Raw genomic sequence first — 17709 nt, forward strand, 5'->3', positions numbered from 1 at the left:
TGGACAAAACCCCCACTGATTAAAGTTTCACTTTATTATGATCGTATTTTTGAAAATACGTATATGAGAAGTTCAATTGCGAAAATAACTAAAACAGATAGTCCGAATAAAGGCATGACAGTGCCCAGTATAACCATCATGATAAAGAAAATGAATGTGCTTTTCTTATCTCTTTGTTTAGGCGGTGCTGCTAATTTTCCTTTCGGTTTTCTTGCTAACCACATTTTTATTCCGTAATAAATGAGAAGTAATAAAGATAATGTCGTTAGTAAGCATAATATTTTATTTGGCCATCCGAATAAATGTCCTTCGTGAAGCGGGATACCGTAAGTGAACCATTGTGCAAATAATCCATAATCACGATAGTCTGTTTTTGAAATTAGTTCTCCGCTATATTGATCAAAGTAAGCTGTTATTTCTTCATTTGGTGCCACGTGCATACCCGTAATACCAGAACCGCTCGATTTCGAAACAGTGAATACACCTTTCGGATCAGTCGGTAGTGAGATAACGTATGGCTTTTTTATTTCAATTCCTTTTTGTAATTCATCAACTGAAATAGCTTTTGGCTCATTTGAATTAGATTCAGGAGGAGCTTTCTTTCTTGTTGCCCACGGCAATTCTTTTACCTTTGATTCCGGAGGTGCCATATACAACTTTGGATATCCAATCGATTCATTCGACGCTGCGATTTTATAAATTTGGTTACCCATAAATCCTGACCACGGCAATCCAGATGCGACTAGCAGAACGAGAGGAATTGTAAATATAATACCGATAATAGAATGACGTCGTTTTGCTTTTTCTCGCTTATTGGATGAGGATGTGTTTTTGAATTGGCGTATACTCATATACAAACCGGTCACAATTAAAAAGATTGTCCAGCATGCCGCAAGTTCTACAATATAGTTGACGACAGTACCACCAACTAAAAGAGAACTATGTAATTCCCTCATTATATTGGCAAACGTTTCACTGGCGTTTTGATCTCCCACAATTTGATTATTGCTATCTAAATACACATATTTTTGCATTCCTGTATATTCATTTGCGATTGTAAGCCTAGTATTATAATCCCCATTAAACTCACTAATTTTCGCCACACTATAATGTGGATATTTTGTCTCTGTTAAGAAAAGCGAATCAGCCATCGAAATAGATTCTGTTTGGGAGTTCTTCCCAAAATATAAATCTTTATAAATGAAATCTTCAACTTCTTCCCGAAATAAATACCCAATGCCGCTCAGTGACAAAGTAATAAGAAGCGGCGTAATAAAAAGCCCAGCATAAAAATGCCAACGCCAAAAAATGTAATGAAGCGAACGATTTTGTTTCATACTTCAGTTCCCCTAACCTTCCCTATATGAATAAACTACTTATTTAATATAGCGAGATTAAGTGTGATTATTTTGAAAGAATTGTGAAAAAAGTTAAAAGTTTTGGGGGATTTTCATCAAACATAAAACACATTTCAAAAGGGATGTTTTCTATGCTTATGAAGATCTCTTTGCATTTGATACATACATTTTAACAACCGCTTCAGCAAGACATTGAGAGGAATCGACAAAGTCTCCACTTGCCACAACATTCAAATCCGTACATGCGATAATTACGGTATCTACTTCATCTTCCAACTGTAAAACGAGCGCGCTCCATAATTTGCGGGCTTCTTCAACTGCCCCGCCTTTAATAGAAGTAATAATTTGATTAATCATTTCCTGCCATTTTTCATTATGAATGTACTCTATATTACGTTTTGCAATCCCGTCTTGGTAAATTCCCGCTTGAACTGTTGCTTCTGTTGCGAGAAGAGCGACTCTTTTTGTATTTTCAGGAATTGCTTTTAACGTCTCATCGACTATATTCAAAATAGGAATGGTAATAGAACGCTGTAATTCCTCGAAATAAAGATGCACTGTATTACATGGCATTGCGATGAAATCTACACCAGTACTTTCAAGTTTTTGTGCCCCTTTAATAATCGCTTTTTTCATCGCTTCGTGATCAATAGGGCGATCCATATAAAACGGTGTTGGGCACGAATAAATCATCATATGAGGAAAGTCCATATCATGCTTTGCTCCGTATATTGTTTGGCACCCTGCTACAACTGTATCGACGAATGGTCCAGTTGATTTTGGCCCCATTCCTGCTAGTATTCCGATCATTGTTTCGTCCCCTTTAATATGTATTTAAAAACGTTTTTTGCGAATGAGAAAAAGAAATAAAGTAAGTAATAAAAATGAATATACGATAGCCCAAGCTGTGAGCCATAGGGTGTGAGTAAGTATATTATATTTGTATTGCCCAAGCATTAAAAAGCTTTCGACAGGTGGTAAAAACCATAGTAGCTCTGTTTTAAAACGGATTGAAGCAATCGTCATAAGTAATATAAATGTAAGACTAAGCCAAGCGGTGCTTGCTTTTTGAATAATATTTCTAGTAAATAATGTTGCGATTGAAATTCCTAGTATAGAGAAAGACATGTGAGCGAGAAATCCGACTAGAAATAAAGAAGCTGTCATTTTTTCATTAAACATTTGCAAAATAATTGGATAGATTATGGATATAAAAGATAACACAGTACAAATGAGAAGAGCCGTAATATATTTACCAACGTATAATGCCGAAATATTATTTGTGTGTGAAATAGTGATTTGTTCTTGTACAGGGTCTTCAGTATGAAAAATTGTGATTGTAATCCAGGGAGATAATAAATAAAGTGCGAGTGCGGTTTCTAAATATGTCGGTACAATAGGAGTCGGTTTATATGTATATACAAAAAGCAAGCTTATACAGTACATCGCAATAGGAGGAATGTACTTATACGATTTTGTGTAATCGAGAAAATGGTAACGAATAAGCGCAAACATAATAAACCTTCTTTCGATTTAAAAATTAGGTTGTAGCAGTGTGATGGATGCCTTTTTATGTAATAAAAACTGAAGTATGTCGTTTGTATAATCTTTTTCGATTTGTAATTGAATGAGGTTTTGATTTGAATTGTGTGTAACATGTATAAATCCGGATTGTTGTTGTAGTTCTATTGCTGAAAATGTTTCGTGAACGATTGCCTCAATATAGACCTGTTCTGTTGATTTTTGCACAAAGGTATCTTCCGCAATTGTATGATTAGCTAACGTCACAATTCTATCGGCGAAGTGTTCTAGTAGTTGTTTTTCGTGACATGTGAAGAGTACAGATATACCTTGTTGTTTTAATGAAAGTAAAATATGCTCTAGTTCTTGCTGAGAGTTAGGGTCGAGCCCAGAAAGTGGTTCATCTAAAATTAATAAATGGACGTCCGTAAGTAATGCTTGCATAATACCTGTTTTTTGTTTCATACCTTTTGAAAAGTTTCGTACAACGGAATGCCTTGCGTGATGTAAGTGAAAAGATTCAAGGAGCACCGGAATTTTATTTCTTAAGTATTTTGTTGATAAACCATGAATGTGGCCGAGATGATATAAATAATCCTCTAATGTAAAACGAATCCCTTCAGGAAAATGCTCAGGTACATAACCGATTTGTATATGTTCTTTTCTTTGAAGTGTCCCTGCCGTAGGTGAAATAAAACCTGCAATTATTTTGAGCAAAGTGCTTTTTCCAGTTCCATTACCGCCAATAATAGCGAGTGCTTCTCCTTCTGGAATGGATAAATCGATGTTGTCTAGTATGAGTGATTTGCCGTACTTCTTTTGAATTCCTCTTAGTTCTACTAGCAAAGTTCTATCCTTCTTTCTTCAAATAGTGTATACATCCATTATATAGGAGAATAAGAAAAAGACGTGCAGTGAGTGCACGTCTTTTTTTGTTATGTTTTGTCGAAGAATCGATATATCGGCAAAATCGTTGATATATTATCCCGCATTAACGGGCAGTAAGACTCCCACCTCAAAATTCGGTTGGAGCAAAGAAGTTAGGCGGGAGATCAACTGCCCGTANNATAATCAGTGGGGGATGAACACCCCCCACTGATTAAAGTTTCACTTTATCGTTTCTCAATCGCCACAATAAATGGCGGATTATTTTGCTGGTTAATGAAGCCGTATCGCAAAACGTGAGCTTGTTTTTGATCTAGTTCTTCTGCGAATTTAAGTACAGCGTCACGTTCTACTTGTCCTTCTGGATGTCCGTGGTAAATGACAAGGACGATGATACCTTCAGGTGCCATTAGTTCTAGCAATTGTTCAATCGCCGAGATTGTTGAGTTCGGTTTTGTGACGATATGTTTGTCACCGCCAGGAAGGTAACCTAAGTTGAAGATTGCGCCTGTTACTTTTCCTTTTGCATCTTCTGGTAATACGGATAAGAGTGTGTCGTGACTATCGTGAACTAAAACAGTACGTTCGAAAAGTTCTTTTTCTTTTAGTCGGATAGTAGAGCTTTCGATCGCTTCTTTTTGAATATCGAATCCAAATACTTTTCCGTTATCTCCAACGATTTCAGCTAGGAAGCAAGTGTCATGTCCATTGCCAAGTGTTGCATCTACAGCGTAATCACCTTCTTTTACTGCTGTTTGCAGTAGCATGCGAGCAAACGGTAATACACGTTCTAATTTCATTTTTGTTTCTCCTCATTTGCATATTTTCCTTGCCAGCTTCCGCGGCGTACAAATTCTGCATCGATGGAATTTAATACTTCCCATTTATTTAAGCTCCACATTGGGCCAATCATTAAATCAGGCGGACCGTCGCCTGTGATGCGGTGCACAATTACGTCTTCTGGAATAATTTCAAGTTGGTCGACAACGAGACTTACGTAATCTTCAAGAGATAAGAATTCTAGTTGTCCTTTTTCATATTGCTTCACCATTGGCGTTCCTTTTAACAAATGAAGTAAATGAATTTTAATTCCTTGTATGTCAAGCTTTGCAACTTCACGAGTTGTTTCCATCATCATGTCGTAATCTTCAAGGGGAAGACCGTTAATAATATGCGAGCAAACTCTAATACCGTGCTTACGTAATTTATTTACGCCTTCCACATAAGATGGATAATCGTGAGCACGATTAATAAGATTTGCAGTTCGTTCATGAACAGTTTGAAGTCCGAGTTCAACCCAAAGATACGTGCGTTTATTTAAGTCCGCTAAATATTCAACAACATCATCCGGTAAGCAATCTGGACGAGTCGCAATAGAAAGACCGACAACGTCTTTTTCTGTTAGAAGCGGTTCGAATTTTTCTTTTAACACTTCAAGTGGAGCATGTGTATTTGTATAGGCCTGGAAATAAGCGATACATTTTCCGTCTTTCCACTTTGCGTGCATTTTTTCTTTCATTTCATGATATTGCGTTATTACATCATCGCGGCGATCACCTGCAAAGTCACCAGATCCAGCGGCACTACAAAATGTGCAGCCTCCGTAAGCGACTGTGCCGTCACGGTTTGGGCAATCAAAGCCGGCGTCTAATGAAACTTTAAAGATTTTTTCACCAAATTCATTTCGTAAGTGGTAATTCCATGTATGATAACGTTTATTGTCATTTGTATATGGAAAAGGGTTTTGAACCTTCATTATTTTCCCTCCTAAGACGAGTCAAAATGAAACAAAATCCATTATAACATACTCATAAGGTTCATATGGAAGGGACACACTAAAGGAGAATTGAAGCAAGGAGGGACAAGTATGGCAGAGCGTCAATCACTTGAATCGTATATTACACAAGCGGAAGAAGCGGTGGAATATGCGAAAGAACAATTAGACCAAGGCATGAGACAAGAGCATTACAATACGATGGAGTATTCAGATGCGCAGTTGCAATTAGAACAAGCATATAACGACTTACAAACGATGCAGCAACATGCGAATGATGAGCAACGTGAGCAGTTAAATAGAGCACGTATGGCAATTCGCCAATTGCAACATCAAATGATTATTACACCGCACTAATAAGGAGTGAATGTAATGGCGAAACGTTCAGATCAAAATAATCCAGAGCAAAAAACGCAAAATGGACACAACGCTGAGTTTTCAAATGAGCTTGATCCTGTTGTTCAAGTGAAACAGCGTAATAGTAAAAAAGGACAACCTCAAAGATCAAAACAATCCGAGTAGACCAGGTCGAAGTATGACCTGGTTTTATTTTGCCCTGCAAACGCCCGATTAGTGCGGGATGGGCAAACAACCACTGAGTAAAGTTTCACTTTATTATATGACAATAACGTAAGATTCCTGTAAGGTTTGTCGATAGTTGTAAGCTTACTTTTCCAGTAGAGTAAGGGAGGATTTAATTTTGGACAAGGAGTTGCATTATGGGGAACAATATTACAAACAAACGAATTGATGAGTTAGATTACATTCGTGGCTTCGCATTACTGGGGATTATTTTAGTAAATATTCTTGCGTTACTTAATATTAAAGTGCCAGATCTAAATACAGTGGATGCAAGTTATCAAAGGTTTCTATACTTATTTGTAGAAGGTCGTTTCTTCTCAATCTTTTCATTCTTATTTGGAGTAGGATTCTATATCTTTATTACGAGAGCAATTGCAAAAGGGAAAAATGGATATGTACTATTTTTACGCCGGGTAGTTGCATTATTTATTTTCGGTTTAATTCATTACATGTTTCAGCCTGGAGAAGCGTTAACGTTATATGCAATTTGTGGACTAATCGTGTTACCGTTTTATAAAGCGAAAAAACAAGTGAATTTAGCAATTGGTCTTATTTTAACAATTACTTTTAGTGTGATGGGTGTTAAAGAACTATTACCACTCGGCTTAATTTTATTAGGTCTTGCTGCAGGACAATATCGTGTATTTGAAAACCTCTCACAAAACATAAAGAAAGTCGCTATTTTTACAGGCATTATGTTTGTTTTAAGTGTGCTAGCTGTATGGTATCAATATGGGCATGTTCCTGCTGAGCCATTTGTAAATATGATACTCATGAATGAGGATGGAACAATGGATGCTGCAGCTCAATTCTTAAAAATTGGTGTTACAGTTGGACCAATTATTTCAGCTTTCTATGTTGGAGCATTAATTTTATTACTTCAGTTAAAACCAGTTCAAACATTGTTAGTGCCACTTAAATACTACGGTCGTATGGCTTTAACAAATTATATCGGACAAACTGCAATGATTTTAATCGCAGGTAGTGTGTTTAACTTTGCAGGTAATTTAACATATATGCAAACGTTATATGTATGTATTGCAATTTATGCCATTCAAATTATTTTCAGTATGATTTGGATGAAAATCTTTAAAATGGGTCCACTAGAATGGATTTGGCGTGTTATCACGTATTGGACGGTAACACCTTTAAAGAAATAAAGTGAAACTTTAATCAGTGGGGGGTGTTCATCCCCACTGATTATTAGCCCTCACCAATCGGGCTGCCCGCAAATAGCGGGATAAAGATAGAAATGGGCTGTTCCGCTTGTGGAACAGCTTATTTTTATTGTCAGTTTTTTTTCTTACAAAAGTGTAAGGTAATTGTAATGTTAACAAATAGCAGTTTACTTCCAAAAGGAGCAAAATAGGTAATGGAAAAACAAACGTAGGAGGATATATATGACGAAACCAGTTGTAGACGTGAAAAACGTTCAAAAAGTGTACGGTAAAAAAGGTGAGAACCAATCACATGCGTTAAAAGGCGTATCATTCTCAATTCAAGAGGGTGAATTTGTTGGAATTATGGGACCTTCTGGTTCTGGTAAAACGACATTATTAAATGTAATTTCAACACTAGATAAAGCAACAGGCGGCGTTGTTGAAATTGCGGGTACGGATATTACGGAAATGAAACAAGGTGAGCTTTCAGATTTCCGTTCACAAAAATTAGGGTTCATTTTCCAAGACTTTAACTTATTAGAGAACTTATCTATTTATGAGAACATTGCACTTCCACTTTCCCTTCAAGGTGTTCCATCACGTAATATTGGACCGAAAGTAGAAAAAGTAGCTGATATGTTAGGAATTTCAGAAATACTTCAAAAGTATCCAACTGAAGTATCTGGTGGACAAAAGCAGCGTTCAGCAGCAGCGCGCGCTTTAGTACATGAGCCTGCAATTATTTTAGGTGACGAGCCAACAGGAGCTCTTGATTCTAAAAATGCAGCGAGTTTACTTGATGCGATGACAAACTTAAATGAAGAACAAGGCGTATCGATTATGATGGTTACGCATGATCCATACAGTGCAAGTTACTGTCAGCGTATTTTATTCATTCAAGATGGTGAGCTATATAAAGAAATTCACCGTGGTGGTACACGTGAAGAGTTTTATAAAGAAATTTTAGATGTGCTTGCAGACTTAGGCACACAAAAAGCGTAAGAAAGGAGGGCCCAGTATGTTATTTAAACTTTCCATGTCAGGGCTGAAAAGTAAGTTGAAAGATTATATCGTCTTACTTGTTGGTCTTGTCATGTCCATTTCAATTTTTTATATGTTCCAAACATTAGCATTAAACGAAGCCTTCCTTAAGGGAAATTCTACTATTGGCCAAATTGGATTCGTATTCCAAGCAGGCTCATTTTTATTAGCGATAATAACCTTCTTCTATATTTTATATGCGAACTCTTTCTTACTATCTCTTCGTCAAAAAGAGTTTGGTATGTATATGATGTTAGGAGCAAAAAAGCATAAAGTTACATTACTTATGTTTATTGAGACAATTGTATTAGGTGCTGCGTCTCTTGCGATTGGACTTGCAGTTGGTATAGGACTTGCAGAAGGTATCGGTCAGTTGTTAATGAAACAACTCGAATTTGCGGGTGAAGGTTATAAAGCATTTTATTTACCATCTATGACTGTTACTTGCATCTTCTTCTTTGCATTATTTGTATTATCAGCAATTATGAATAGTATTAAATTATCCCGTATTTCTGTATTACAACTTGTACATGCAGATGCACAAACAGAACGTGTTGCAGTGAAAGGAAAAATGACAGGTTTAGTTGCATTCCTTGCGGTTATTTTATTAGGTATTGGTTATGCATCAATGATTTATATGGAAAAGCTAAGAGAAATGGGAATCCTTATTGCATTAATTACAACAACAGCTGGTACTTACATGCTATTTGGATCGCTTCTTCCGGTTATTATTAAAAAGTTAAAAAGTAATAAAAAACGAAGCGAAAAAGGGCTTAACGCTTTTACTTTTGCACAATTAAACTTCCGTATTAATAGTTTAACGAAAGTGCTTGCGACAGTAGCAATGTTAGTTGCTCTTGGAGCGGGTGCAATTTCAGGTGGTATGGCGTTTAAAAATAACGTTATAAAAATGGTAGATGGTTTAGTAATATATGATTCAGTAGTTCATAATCCAACAGCTGAGGAAAAGAAAATTTTAGACGGTATTACATTTAAAGAGAAAAACGAATATCGTTACAAAGTAGATGATAAATACGTTTACTATATAAAAGAGGATTTAGAGAAAAATCGTCCGTTAGTAAAAGATATGGCAAACATGAAATCGATGAAAGATTTAGTGAATACGAAGAAAGCTTCAGAGGAACTACCAGTAGGAGCAGTTTCTAGAGAAATGAATGAAAAAGATGCGAACGCTAAAGAACTTCCAGAAGAATGGGTTGATGCTTTTAGTACAATCCATCCATATTATATACACGAAGATCATGCGATTAAAATTGTAGATCAAAAAATGTACGATGGGATAAATGGTAAAGAAGGTATAGCATTTATCGGAAAAGCAGATGATTTCTTAACATATACAAAAGAATGGAAAAAACTTGACGAGTTGCAGCTAGATAAATATAAAAATGTAACGGCTGAAAGAATGAACAGTAAATATCAAGCTTACGATATGTTCTACGGTGTTGCGAGTGGAACAGTGTTTATGGGCTTCTTCCTTGGAATTGCTTTCTTAGCGATGATGGCAAGTTGCTTAATGTTTAAAATTCTGTCTGGTGCATCAAAAGATATTACGCGTTATCAAATGCTTCGTAAAATCGGTGTGCGCCGTGAATTATTAACGAAATCAATTTATAAAGAGTTATTCTTAGTATTCCTATTCCCAGCAATTGTGGGTATTGCTCACGTATTAGTTGGTATGAATATTTTTGGATTTATTTTACTTGATCCGTACTTCCGTATTTGGGTACCAATTGTAATTTTCGTAGTTATTTATGCGATTTATTACTTCATTACAGTTCAATTGTATAAAGGAATTGTTCTTCCGAAAGAAGATTAATAGGTAAAAAGCCGAGCGAAAGTGCTCGGTTTTTTATATTTTCAGAAAAAACACTTTGATGTTACTAAAATATATAATATAATGTAAATAAGTAACGTAATATAATATAAGATTGTCATCATATGGAAAATGAAAGGAGGAATCCGACCTGTAGAAAGAAGCTGAATTTTTATCCCCCCATTTCTTTTCTCACCACAAAGCATTTGTACAATCGTAAATTTCCAAATGAAAAATTGCCTGGACCACAGCAGTATATTGTAAAAATAATGGATAATACATGGAAATCTCATAGCATGATAAGGTAAAATGGACAACATAATGAGAAAATTACCGTTCATAAGATGAGGAGAATACATGTATGGAAGTTGTAGAGGCATTAAAGAATATAGAGCACATTCAGGCTATGAAAGAATATTTAAAAGAACACTCGCAGCGAGATTATCTTTTATTTGTTATTGGGATTAACACTGGATTAAAAATTACGGAACTACTGAGCATTAAATTCGAAGATGTATTACATGAAGATGGAACTGTTAAAGAATTTTATTCTCTTCCTGTGAAAGATGAAAAGTTTAAACAAGATATTTATTTAAATACAAAAGTAAAAGAGGCGCTTTTAGCGTACGTACAATCTTTTGATATTCAAAGAGAAAACTACGTATTTCAATCTAACAAAACAACAAATTCAATCTCACGCCAACAAGCGTATCGTGTTATCCATAGCGCAGCTGAAGCGGTCGGAATACTTGGTAAGATTGGAACGAACTCAATGCGAAAAACATTTGGATTTCATGCATATAAAAGAGGAATAGCAATTGCACTGTTGCAAAAACATTTTCATCACGCGACTCCTTCAGAAACGTTAAAGTATTTAGGGATATCAAAAGATGAGAAGTTTAAAACAGAGATTGATGTAGATTTGTAAAAGGGAAGAGCCGTAACTAAAAAAATTTAGGAGGCGGGAATATGAATATTAGAGAGAGTGAACTACCAGGCATTGGATGTAAATTTGAAGTGATAACAAAGGGTAATGAAAAAATGGTTATTGTTATTCACGATGATGGACGAAGGGAAATGTATCATTTTGATGCGGATCATGATGAGAGTATCTCAAGCATTTCTCTTCGCGATTCTGAGGCGAGACAAATTGCGGCTATATTAGGCGGGATGGTATATAGACCACAAGCTTTAGACACGATTGAGATGGCTTTTGAAGGATTATCAATTGAATGGTTTAAAGTAGAAAATAACGCACCAGTGGTACAAAAAACAATTGGTAGCTTAAACGTTCGAAAAACATATAACGTAACAATCATTGCTATTTTGAAAAAGAATATGAAGAAATTTTTCAATCCAGGCCCAGATTCTATCATTGAAGCTGGCGATATGCTCGTATTATCGGGCGAAAGACATGAAGTGAAAAAAATTATTAATGAGTTACTTTCAGCAGGAGGTGACTCGTAATCGATGGATACTTTAATTTTTGAAGTTGGAACTGCGTTAGTATTAGTAGCTTTTGCAGCTATCCTCGCTGCAAAGTTAAAGTTCTCGATTATTCCGTTTCTCATTATACTCGGTATGTTAGTGGGGCCTCATGCCCCAGATTTAGGACTTATCGATTTAAGGTTTATTGAAAGCGGAGAAGTTATTTCCTTCCTCGGCCGTGTAGGCGTCATATTCCTCCTATTCTATTTAGGCTTAGAATTCTCAATAAAAAAATTAATTAAATCAGGAAAGTCGATTGCTTTTGGGGGTAGTGTTCATATATCGCTTAATTTCATATTAGGTTTACTTTATGGATATGTTATGGGATTCCCCTTACTAGAAACATTAATTATTGCTGGAATTATTACAATCTCATCGAGTGCAATTGTAGCGAAAGTAATCGTTGATTTAAGAAGATCTGGTAATAAAGAGACAGAGCTAATTTTAGGAATCATTATGTTTGATGATATCTTTTTAGCTGTATATTTATCAGTCGTTTCAGGATTAGTACTCGGAGGTGCAACATCATTTGTAGGTGCTCTTACATCGGTGTTAATCGCAGTAGGGTATATGCTCCTATTCTTTGTAATCGCTAGAAAAGCTACGCCGTTCCTAAATAAAGTATTAGATATTTCGTCAAACGAAATTTTTATTATCGTAATATTCGCTATTTTATTCTTTGTAGCAGGATTTTCAGAAACAATTCATGTTGCGGAAGCGATTGGGGCTTTATTGTTAGGACTCGTCTTTTCAGAAACAGAGCATAGTGACCGGATCGAGCATCTCGTCGTCCCGTTTCGTGATTTCTTTGGAGCTATATTTTTCTTCAGCTTCGGTTTAAGTATAGATCCGTTTTCGCTTGGAGGAGCAGTATGGTTGGCATTAGGAGCAGTTTTCATTACTCTCATCGGAAATTTTACAGCTGGAATGATTGCAGGGCGTAAAGCCGGGTTATCGCATAAGGCTTCTACGAATATCGGTTTAACACTTATATCACGTGGGGAATTCTCCATTATTGTCGCGAATCTCGGAATAGCGGGTGGCTTAATGGCAACGATTAAACCATTCTCAGCTTTATATGTTTTAATATTGGCGTCGTTAGGGCCATTATTAACGAAGGAGTCTGGGAGAATATACTCTCTACTAGACAAAATATTTAAATGGAGTGCTAAAGAAAGTGCAAAACGTAAAAAGGAAGTTGGATAACCTTTCGCGAGGGAACGATTCCATTATTTATAGATTAATATTTTACAAAGACGATTAGAATACATTCTAATCGCCTTTGTGCTATTATCTGAATTTCATCAACTATTAATCAGTTGCCTTCCTATTTAAAAACGACTACAATTTTACTGTTATATATATGAACGAAAAAAAGAGAATAGGAGGGGAGACTATGCCAAGGAAAGTATGGCTATTAGTAGCTGGGATGATTATTAATGTCACGGGTGCTTCTTTTTTATGGCCTTTTAATACAATTTACTTACATGATAGTTTAGGGAAATCTTTATCAGTAGCCGGAATGGTATTAATGATCAACTCGCTTACTGGTGTAATCGGAAACTTGCTCGGCGGTGTTTTATTCGATAAATGGGGCGGTTATAAATCAATTTTAGTAGGGATTGTCATTACACTTGTATCGATTTTAGGTCTTGTATTTTTCCATGGTTGGCCGCTATATGTTGTGTGGCTAGCATTAATCGGATTCGGTTCTGGAATGGTGTTTCCATCGATGTATGCGATGGTTGGGACGGTTTGGCCAGAAGGCGGGAGACGAGCGTTCAATGCAATGTATGTTGGACAAAACGTTGGTATTGCTATTGGAACAGCGTGCGGTGGTTTAGTTGCGTCTTATCGTTTTGATTATATTTTCTTAGCGAACTTTATTTTATACTTTATTTTCTTCTTAATTGCGTTTATCGGATTCCGTGGTATGGAAGCGGAAAAAGGGCAAGAGGTACAAAAAGAAGCCGAAACGAAAAAAGGTTGGTTACTTACACCTGGCTTCAAAGCGCTTCTAATCGTATGTGTAGCATATGCTTTATGCTGGGTTACATACGTACAGTGGCAAGGGGCAATTGCGACGTATATGCGAGAGTTAAATATTAGTCTTCGTCACTACAGTTTATTATGGACGATAAACGGGGCGATGATTGTTTGTGCACAACCGCTTGTTAGTATGATAATTCGCTGGATGAAGCGTTCTTTAAAACAACAAATTATGATTGGAATTGGTATTTTTGCGGTTTCATTTATTGTACTAAGCCAAGCACAGCAATTTACGATGTTCCTCGTTGCGATGGTGACATTAACAATTGGCGAGTTATTCGTATGGCCGGCAGTTCCGACCATTGCAAATATACTTGCACCGAAAGATAAGTTAGGGTTTTATCAAGGGGTTGTAAATAGCGCAGCGACTGTAGGGAAAATGTTCGGACCGGTTGTTGGCGGAGCGATTGTTGACTTATACAATATGGAAGTATTGTTTATAGCGATCATGGTAATGCTTGTATTAGCACTTATAGCAACGAGTATTTATGATAGACGAGTAAAAGTAGAAGAAGCAGTTGAAGAAAAAATTGCAGTTTAGTTTGACGGAACATGCAACATGTTTTAGAATATATTTAAATAAATAGTACTAAAATAACCTTTGGAACAAGGGAGATAGCTCGGCTGTCCTAAGACGAATTCGTTAGCTATAAAAAGTAACGATTAACCGAGAAGCCCCCGCTTCAAGTAAGCTTGTAAGAGATACTAAGTGGTGGGTAGTTCACATTAACTCATATTTGTAATAACAGTGAGAAGGAGTAGTAGTAATAGAAGCTGGTTTAGAGAGTTGACGGTCGGTGCAAGTCAATCCACGTTTCGTTATGAACTCGCCTTTGAGTTGCAGTTGTGAAATCATTAGTAGCAATTGCCGTTAATCCACGTTACGGATCTAAGCGAATGTATTTATTACATTAATTTAGGGTGGTACCGCGGGAATCTATAACCTCTCGTCCCTTTCTAGGGATGAGAGGTTTTTTGTATTTTGGGCGGTGAAAATAAATCGAATTTCAAGGAGGATATCTCATGAGCTTTAATCATCAAAAAATTGAGAAGAAGTGGCAAGGTCATTGGGAAGAGAATAAAACATTCCGTACGCCAGATGAGACAGAAAAACCAAAATTTTATGCACTAGATATGTTCCCATATCCATCAGGTGCAGGCTTACACGTAGGGCATCCAGAAGGATATACAGCGACAGATATTTTATCTCGTATGAAGCGTATGCAAGGGTATAACGTTCTTCATCCAATGGGATGGGATGCATTCGGTCTTCCAGCAGAGCAATATGCACTTGATACTGGAAATAGCCCGGCAGAATTTACAGAGCTTAATATTAATACGTTCCGTAATCAAATTAAAGCATTAGGTTTCTCTTACGATTGGGATCGTGAAGTAAATACAACAGATCCAACCTACTACAAGTGGACACAATGGATCTTCCTAAAACTATTTGAAAAAGGTTTAGCTTACGTTGATGAAGTACCTGTAAACTGGTGCCCAGCACTTGGTACAGTACTTGCGAATGAAGAAATAATTGACGGTAAGAGTGAGCGTGGTGGACATCCAGTTGAGCGTCGTCCGATGAGACAGTGGATGTTAAAAATTACAGCTTACGGAGATCGTCTATTAGAAGATCTAGATGAGCTTGACTGGCCAGAAAGCTTAAAAGATATGCAGCGTAACTGGATCGGTCGTTCTGAAGGTGCAGAAGTACACTTCAACATCGATGGTACAGATGAGAAATTTACAGTTTTCACAACGCGTCCTGATACATTATTTGGTGCAAGCTACTGTGTACTTGCTCCGGAACATGCACTTGTTGCTGACATTACAACTGCAGAACAAAAAGAAGCTGTAGAAGCTTACATTAACTCGGTAAAAATGAAGAGTGACCTAGAGCGTACAGAACTTGCGAAAGAGAAAACTGGTGTATTCACTGGTGCTTACGCAGTTAACCCAGTAAATGGTGAGAAATTACCAATCTGGATCGCTGATTATGTTCTTGCAACTTACGGAACAGGTGCTGTAATGGCAGTTCCAGCTCACGATGAGCGTGACTATGAATTCGCATCAACGTTCAATCTTCCAATGAAGGAAGTTGTAAAAGGCGGAGACATTTCAAAAGAAGCATATACAGGCGATGGTGCGCACGTAAACTCAGCATTCCTTGATGGTTTAAATAAAGAAGAAGCAATCGTAAAAATGATTGAGTGGCTTGAAGTAACAAGCGCAGGAAATCAAAAAGTAACGTACCGTCTACGTGACTGGTTATTTAGCCGTCAACGTTACTGGGGTGAGCCAATTCCAGTAATCCATTGGGAAGATGGTACAATGACAGCTGTGAAAGAAGAGGAATTACCATTAGTTCTTCCGAAAACAGAGAACATTCGTCCTTCAGGTACAGGTGAGTCACCACTTGCAAACATTGAAGAGTGGGTAAATGTTGTTGATCCTGAAACGGGTAAAAAAGGTCGTCGTGAAACAAATACAATGCCACAATGGGCTGGTAGCTGCTGGTATTACCTACGCTACATCGATCCAAACAACAGCGAAGCACTTGTAGATCCTGAAAAAGTAAAACAATGGCTTCCAGTTGATATTTATATCGGCGGAGCAGAGCACGCTGTACTTCACTTACTATATGCACGTTTCTGGCATAAAGTATTATATGATATCGGTGTAGTTCCAACGAAAGAGCCGTTCCAACAACTATTCAACCAAGGTATGATCTTAGGTGAAAACAACGAGAAAATGAGTAAATCAAAAGGTAACGTTGTAAACCCGGATGATATCGTAGCAAGCCACGGTGCAGATACACTTCGTCTATACGAAATGTTCATGGGACCATTAGATGCTTCAATCGCTTGGTCTGAAAATGGTCTTGACGGAGCTCGTCGTTTCCTAGACCGCGTATGGCGCCTATTCATTCAAGATAACGGTGAATTAAGTGAGAAAATTACTGATGCACCAAACAAAGAGCTTGAAAAAGCTTACCACCAAACAGTGAAGAAAGTAACAGAAGACTATGCAGAGCTTCGCTTCAACACAGCGATTTCTCAAATGATGGTATTCATCAACGATGCATACAAAGCTGAAACACTTCCGAAAGAATATGTAGAAGGTTTCGTAAAAATGATTGCACCAGTTGCACCTCACATCGGGGAAGAACTTTGGAGCAAGCTTGGATACAATGAAACAATCACATATGCAAGCTGGCCAACATTTGATGAGTCTAAACTTGTAGAAGATGAAGTTGAAATCGTTGTTCAAATTATGGGCAAAGTTCGCGCAAAACTAACAATGAGTAAAGACGCATCAAAAGAAGAAATGGAACAACTTGCACTTGAAGCAATTAAAGAACAAATCGAAGGAAAAGCAGTTCGTAAAGTAATTGTCGTTCCTGGAAAACTTGTTAACGTTGTTGCAAACTAATTAATTATTAATAAAAGCTCAGAGCGTTTATGCTCTGAGCTTTTTTATATGAAAAATAAGTTCTGGATCCCTTTCATCAATGGAGAACGAAGAAAAAGGTGCGGAATTCCCATATAGACAAACACCTATTCTTCTATAGGAAATATGATAAAAAAGGTAGGTTAAATTGAGCAGAAGAGGTGAAAGGAATGAAAGGGATGGACAATAATGCACCACATGGCTTCTTCGGAGGTGGATCGGATAGTTATGGACAAATGATGTTCATGGGAGGAGATGGTCAACACGGATATGGCGGAATCCCAAGTTGGATGGGAGGAGCAGCTGGAGGATTTCCGACGTCAGTGGCGGGTGTACAAACAGGATTCCCAACATCAGTAGCTGGAGCACAAACAGGAATTCCGACATTAGTAGGAGGAGCACAAGGAGGAGTGCCTGTAGGTATGCCAACTACATTTCCATCCTTCGTGGGAGGCGTACAAACAGGATTTCCTGTACCTGGCGTCGGTGTTGTAGCTGGTGGAATCGGTGGTTTCCCACAAGGTGTTCACGGTCATCATGTGCACCATGGTCATCATCAGCACCACG

At 37.2% G+C, this 17709-nt stretch carries 16 protein-coding genes, 1 pseudogene and 1 other annotated feature; of the genes and pseudogenes, 11 read left to right on the plus strand and 6 right to left on the minus strand.

Annotated elements, in window-relative coordinates:
- Positions 1–35: 35 nt before the first annotated feature.
- The 6 genes from V7038_RS02640 to V7038_RS02665 all read right to left on the minus strand — a co-directional run bounded on the left by V7038_RS02640 (position 36) and on the right by V7038_RS02665 (position 5520).
- The gene (locus V7038_RS02640; protein ID WP_335469005.1) at positions 36–1337 is read right to left on the minus strand and encodes a PepSY-associated TM helix domain-containing protein; all 1302 of its coding nucleotides are present in this window, start codon (positions 1335–1337) and stop codon (positions 36–38) included.
- Between the two features lie 156 nt (positions 1338–1493).
- On the minus strand, positions 1494–2168 hold the full coding sequence (locus V7038_RS02645) for an aspartate/glutamate racemase family protein (RefSeq protein WP_335469007.1): 675 nt from the start codon (positions 2166–2168) through the stop codon (positions 1494–1496).
- 24 nt (positions 2169–2192) lie between these two features.
- The gene (locus V7038_RS02650) at positions 2193–2873 is read right to left on the minus strand and encodes an ABC transporter permease (protein WP_335469011.1); all 681 of its coding nucleotides are present in this window, start codon (positions 2871–2873) and stop codon (positions 2193–2195) included.
- Between the two features lie 18 nt (positions 2874–2891).
- Entirely contained in the window at positions 2892–3725 is an 834-nt protein-coding gene (locus tag V7038_RS02655) for an ABC transporter ATP-binding protein (protein WP_335469014.1), read from the minus strand.
- Between the two features lie 266 nt (positions 3726–3991).
- Complete coding sequence (locus tag V7038_RS02660) at positions 3992–4564, minus strand: class I SAM-dependent methyltransferase (protein WP_070129090.1); 573 nt, start codon at positions 4562–4564, stop codon at positions 3992–3994.
- Positions 4561–5520: a TIGR01212 family radical SAM protein gene (locus V7038_RS02665; protein ID WP_016106412.1), complete on the minus strand. Its 960-nt coding sequence runs from the start codon at positions 5518–5520 to the stop codon at positions 4561–4563. The genes V7038_RS02660 and V7038_RS02665 overlap by 4 nt, the downstream gene beginning before the upstream one ends.
- Before the next feature lie 111 nt (positions 5521–5631).
- Between V7038_RS02665 and V7038_RS02670 the strand changes: the two genes are divergently transcribed.
- The 11 genes and pseudogenes from V7038_RS02670 to V7038_RS02720 all read left to right on the plus strand — a co-directional run.
- Positions 5632–5895, plus strand: a complete 264-nt coding sequence (locus V7038_RS02670) for a YtzC family protein (protein WP_002112394.1) — start codon at positions 5632–5634, stop codon at positions 5893–5895.
- A 15-nt stretch (positions 5896–5910) separates the two neighbouring features.
- Positions 5911–6060, plus strand: a complete 150-nt coding sequence (locus tag V7038_RS02675) for a hypothetical protein (RefSeq protein WP_001129345.1) — start codon at positions 5911–5913, stop codon at positions 6058–6060.
- Positions 6061–6257: 197 nt separating this feature from the next.
- The gene (locus V7038_RS02680) at positions 6258–7280 is read left to right on the plus strand and encodes a DUF418 domain-containing protein (RefSeq protein WP_335469023.1); all 1023 of its coding nucleotides are present in this window, start codon (positions 6258–6260) and stop codon (positions 7278–7280) included.
- Between the two features lie 240 nt (positions 7281–7520).
- The gene (locus V7038_RS02685) at positions 7521–8282 is read left to right on the plus strand and encodes an ABC transporter ATP-binding protein (RefSeq protein ID WP_002199082.1); all 762 of its coding nucleotides are present in this window, start codon (positions 7521–7523) and stop codon (positions 8280–8282) included.
- 16 nt (positions 8283–8298) lie between these two features.
- Positions 8299–10158, plus strand: a complete 1860-nt coding sequence (locus tag V7038_RS02690) for an ABC transporter permease (RefSeq protein WP_335469027.1) — start codon at positions 8299–8301, stop codon at positions 10156–10158.
- A 358-nt stretch (positions 10159–10516) separates the two neighbouring features.
- A complete protein-coding gene (locus V7038_RS02695; protein WP_070129086.1) occupies positions 10517–11083 on the plus strand; it encodes a tyrosine-type recombinase/integrase in 567 nt (188 codons plus the stop codon).
- A gap of 41 nt (positions 11084–11124) precedes the next feature.
- The gene (locus V7038_RS02700; RefSeq protein WP_002112387.1) at positions 11125–11622 is read left to right on the plus strand and encodes a cation:proton antiporter regulatory subunit; all 498 of its coding nucleotides are present in this window, start codon (positions 11125–11127) and stop codon (positions 11620–11622) included.
- 3 nt (positions 11623–11625) lie between these two features.
- Positions 11626–12849 carry a cation:proton antiporter gene (locus V7038_RS02705; protein ID WP_002167528.1) on the plus strand — a complete coding sequence of 408 codons (1224 nt, stop codon included), beginning with the start codon at positions 11626–11628 and terminating at the stop codon, positions 12847–12849.
- 190 nt (positions 12850–13039) lie between these two features.
- On the plus strand, positions 13040–14233 hold the full coding sequence (locus tag V7038_RS02710) for an MDR family MFS transporter (protein WP_070170612.1): 1194 nt from the start codon (positions 13040–13042) through the stop codon (positions 14231–14233).
- Positions 14234–14431: 198 nt separating this feature from the next.
- Positions 14432–14650, plus strand: a binding site (T-box leader).
- 65 nt (positions 14651–14715) lie between these two features.
- The gene (gene leuS / locus V7038_RS02715) at positions 14716–17124 is read left to right on the plus strand and encodes a leucine--tRNA ligase (RefSeq protein ID WP_002112382.1); all 2409 of its coding nucleotides are present in this window, start codon (positions 14716–14718) and stop codon (positions 17122–17124) included.
- Between the two features lie 188 nt (positions 17125–17312).
- Positions 17313–17709, plus strand: a pseudogene (locus V7038_RS02720) (VrrB protein); the annotation flags it as partial.

The sequence above is a fragment of the Bacillus sp. JJ783 genome (genome assembly GCF_036963225.1).
GTDB classification, from domain to species: Bacteria; Bacillota; Bacilli; order Bacillales; family Bacillaceae_G; genus Bacillus_A; species Bacillus_A cereus_U.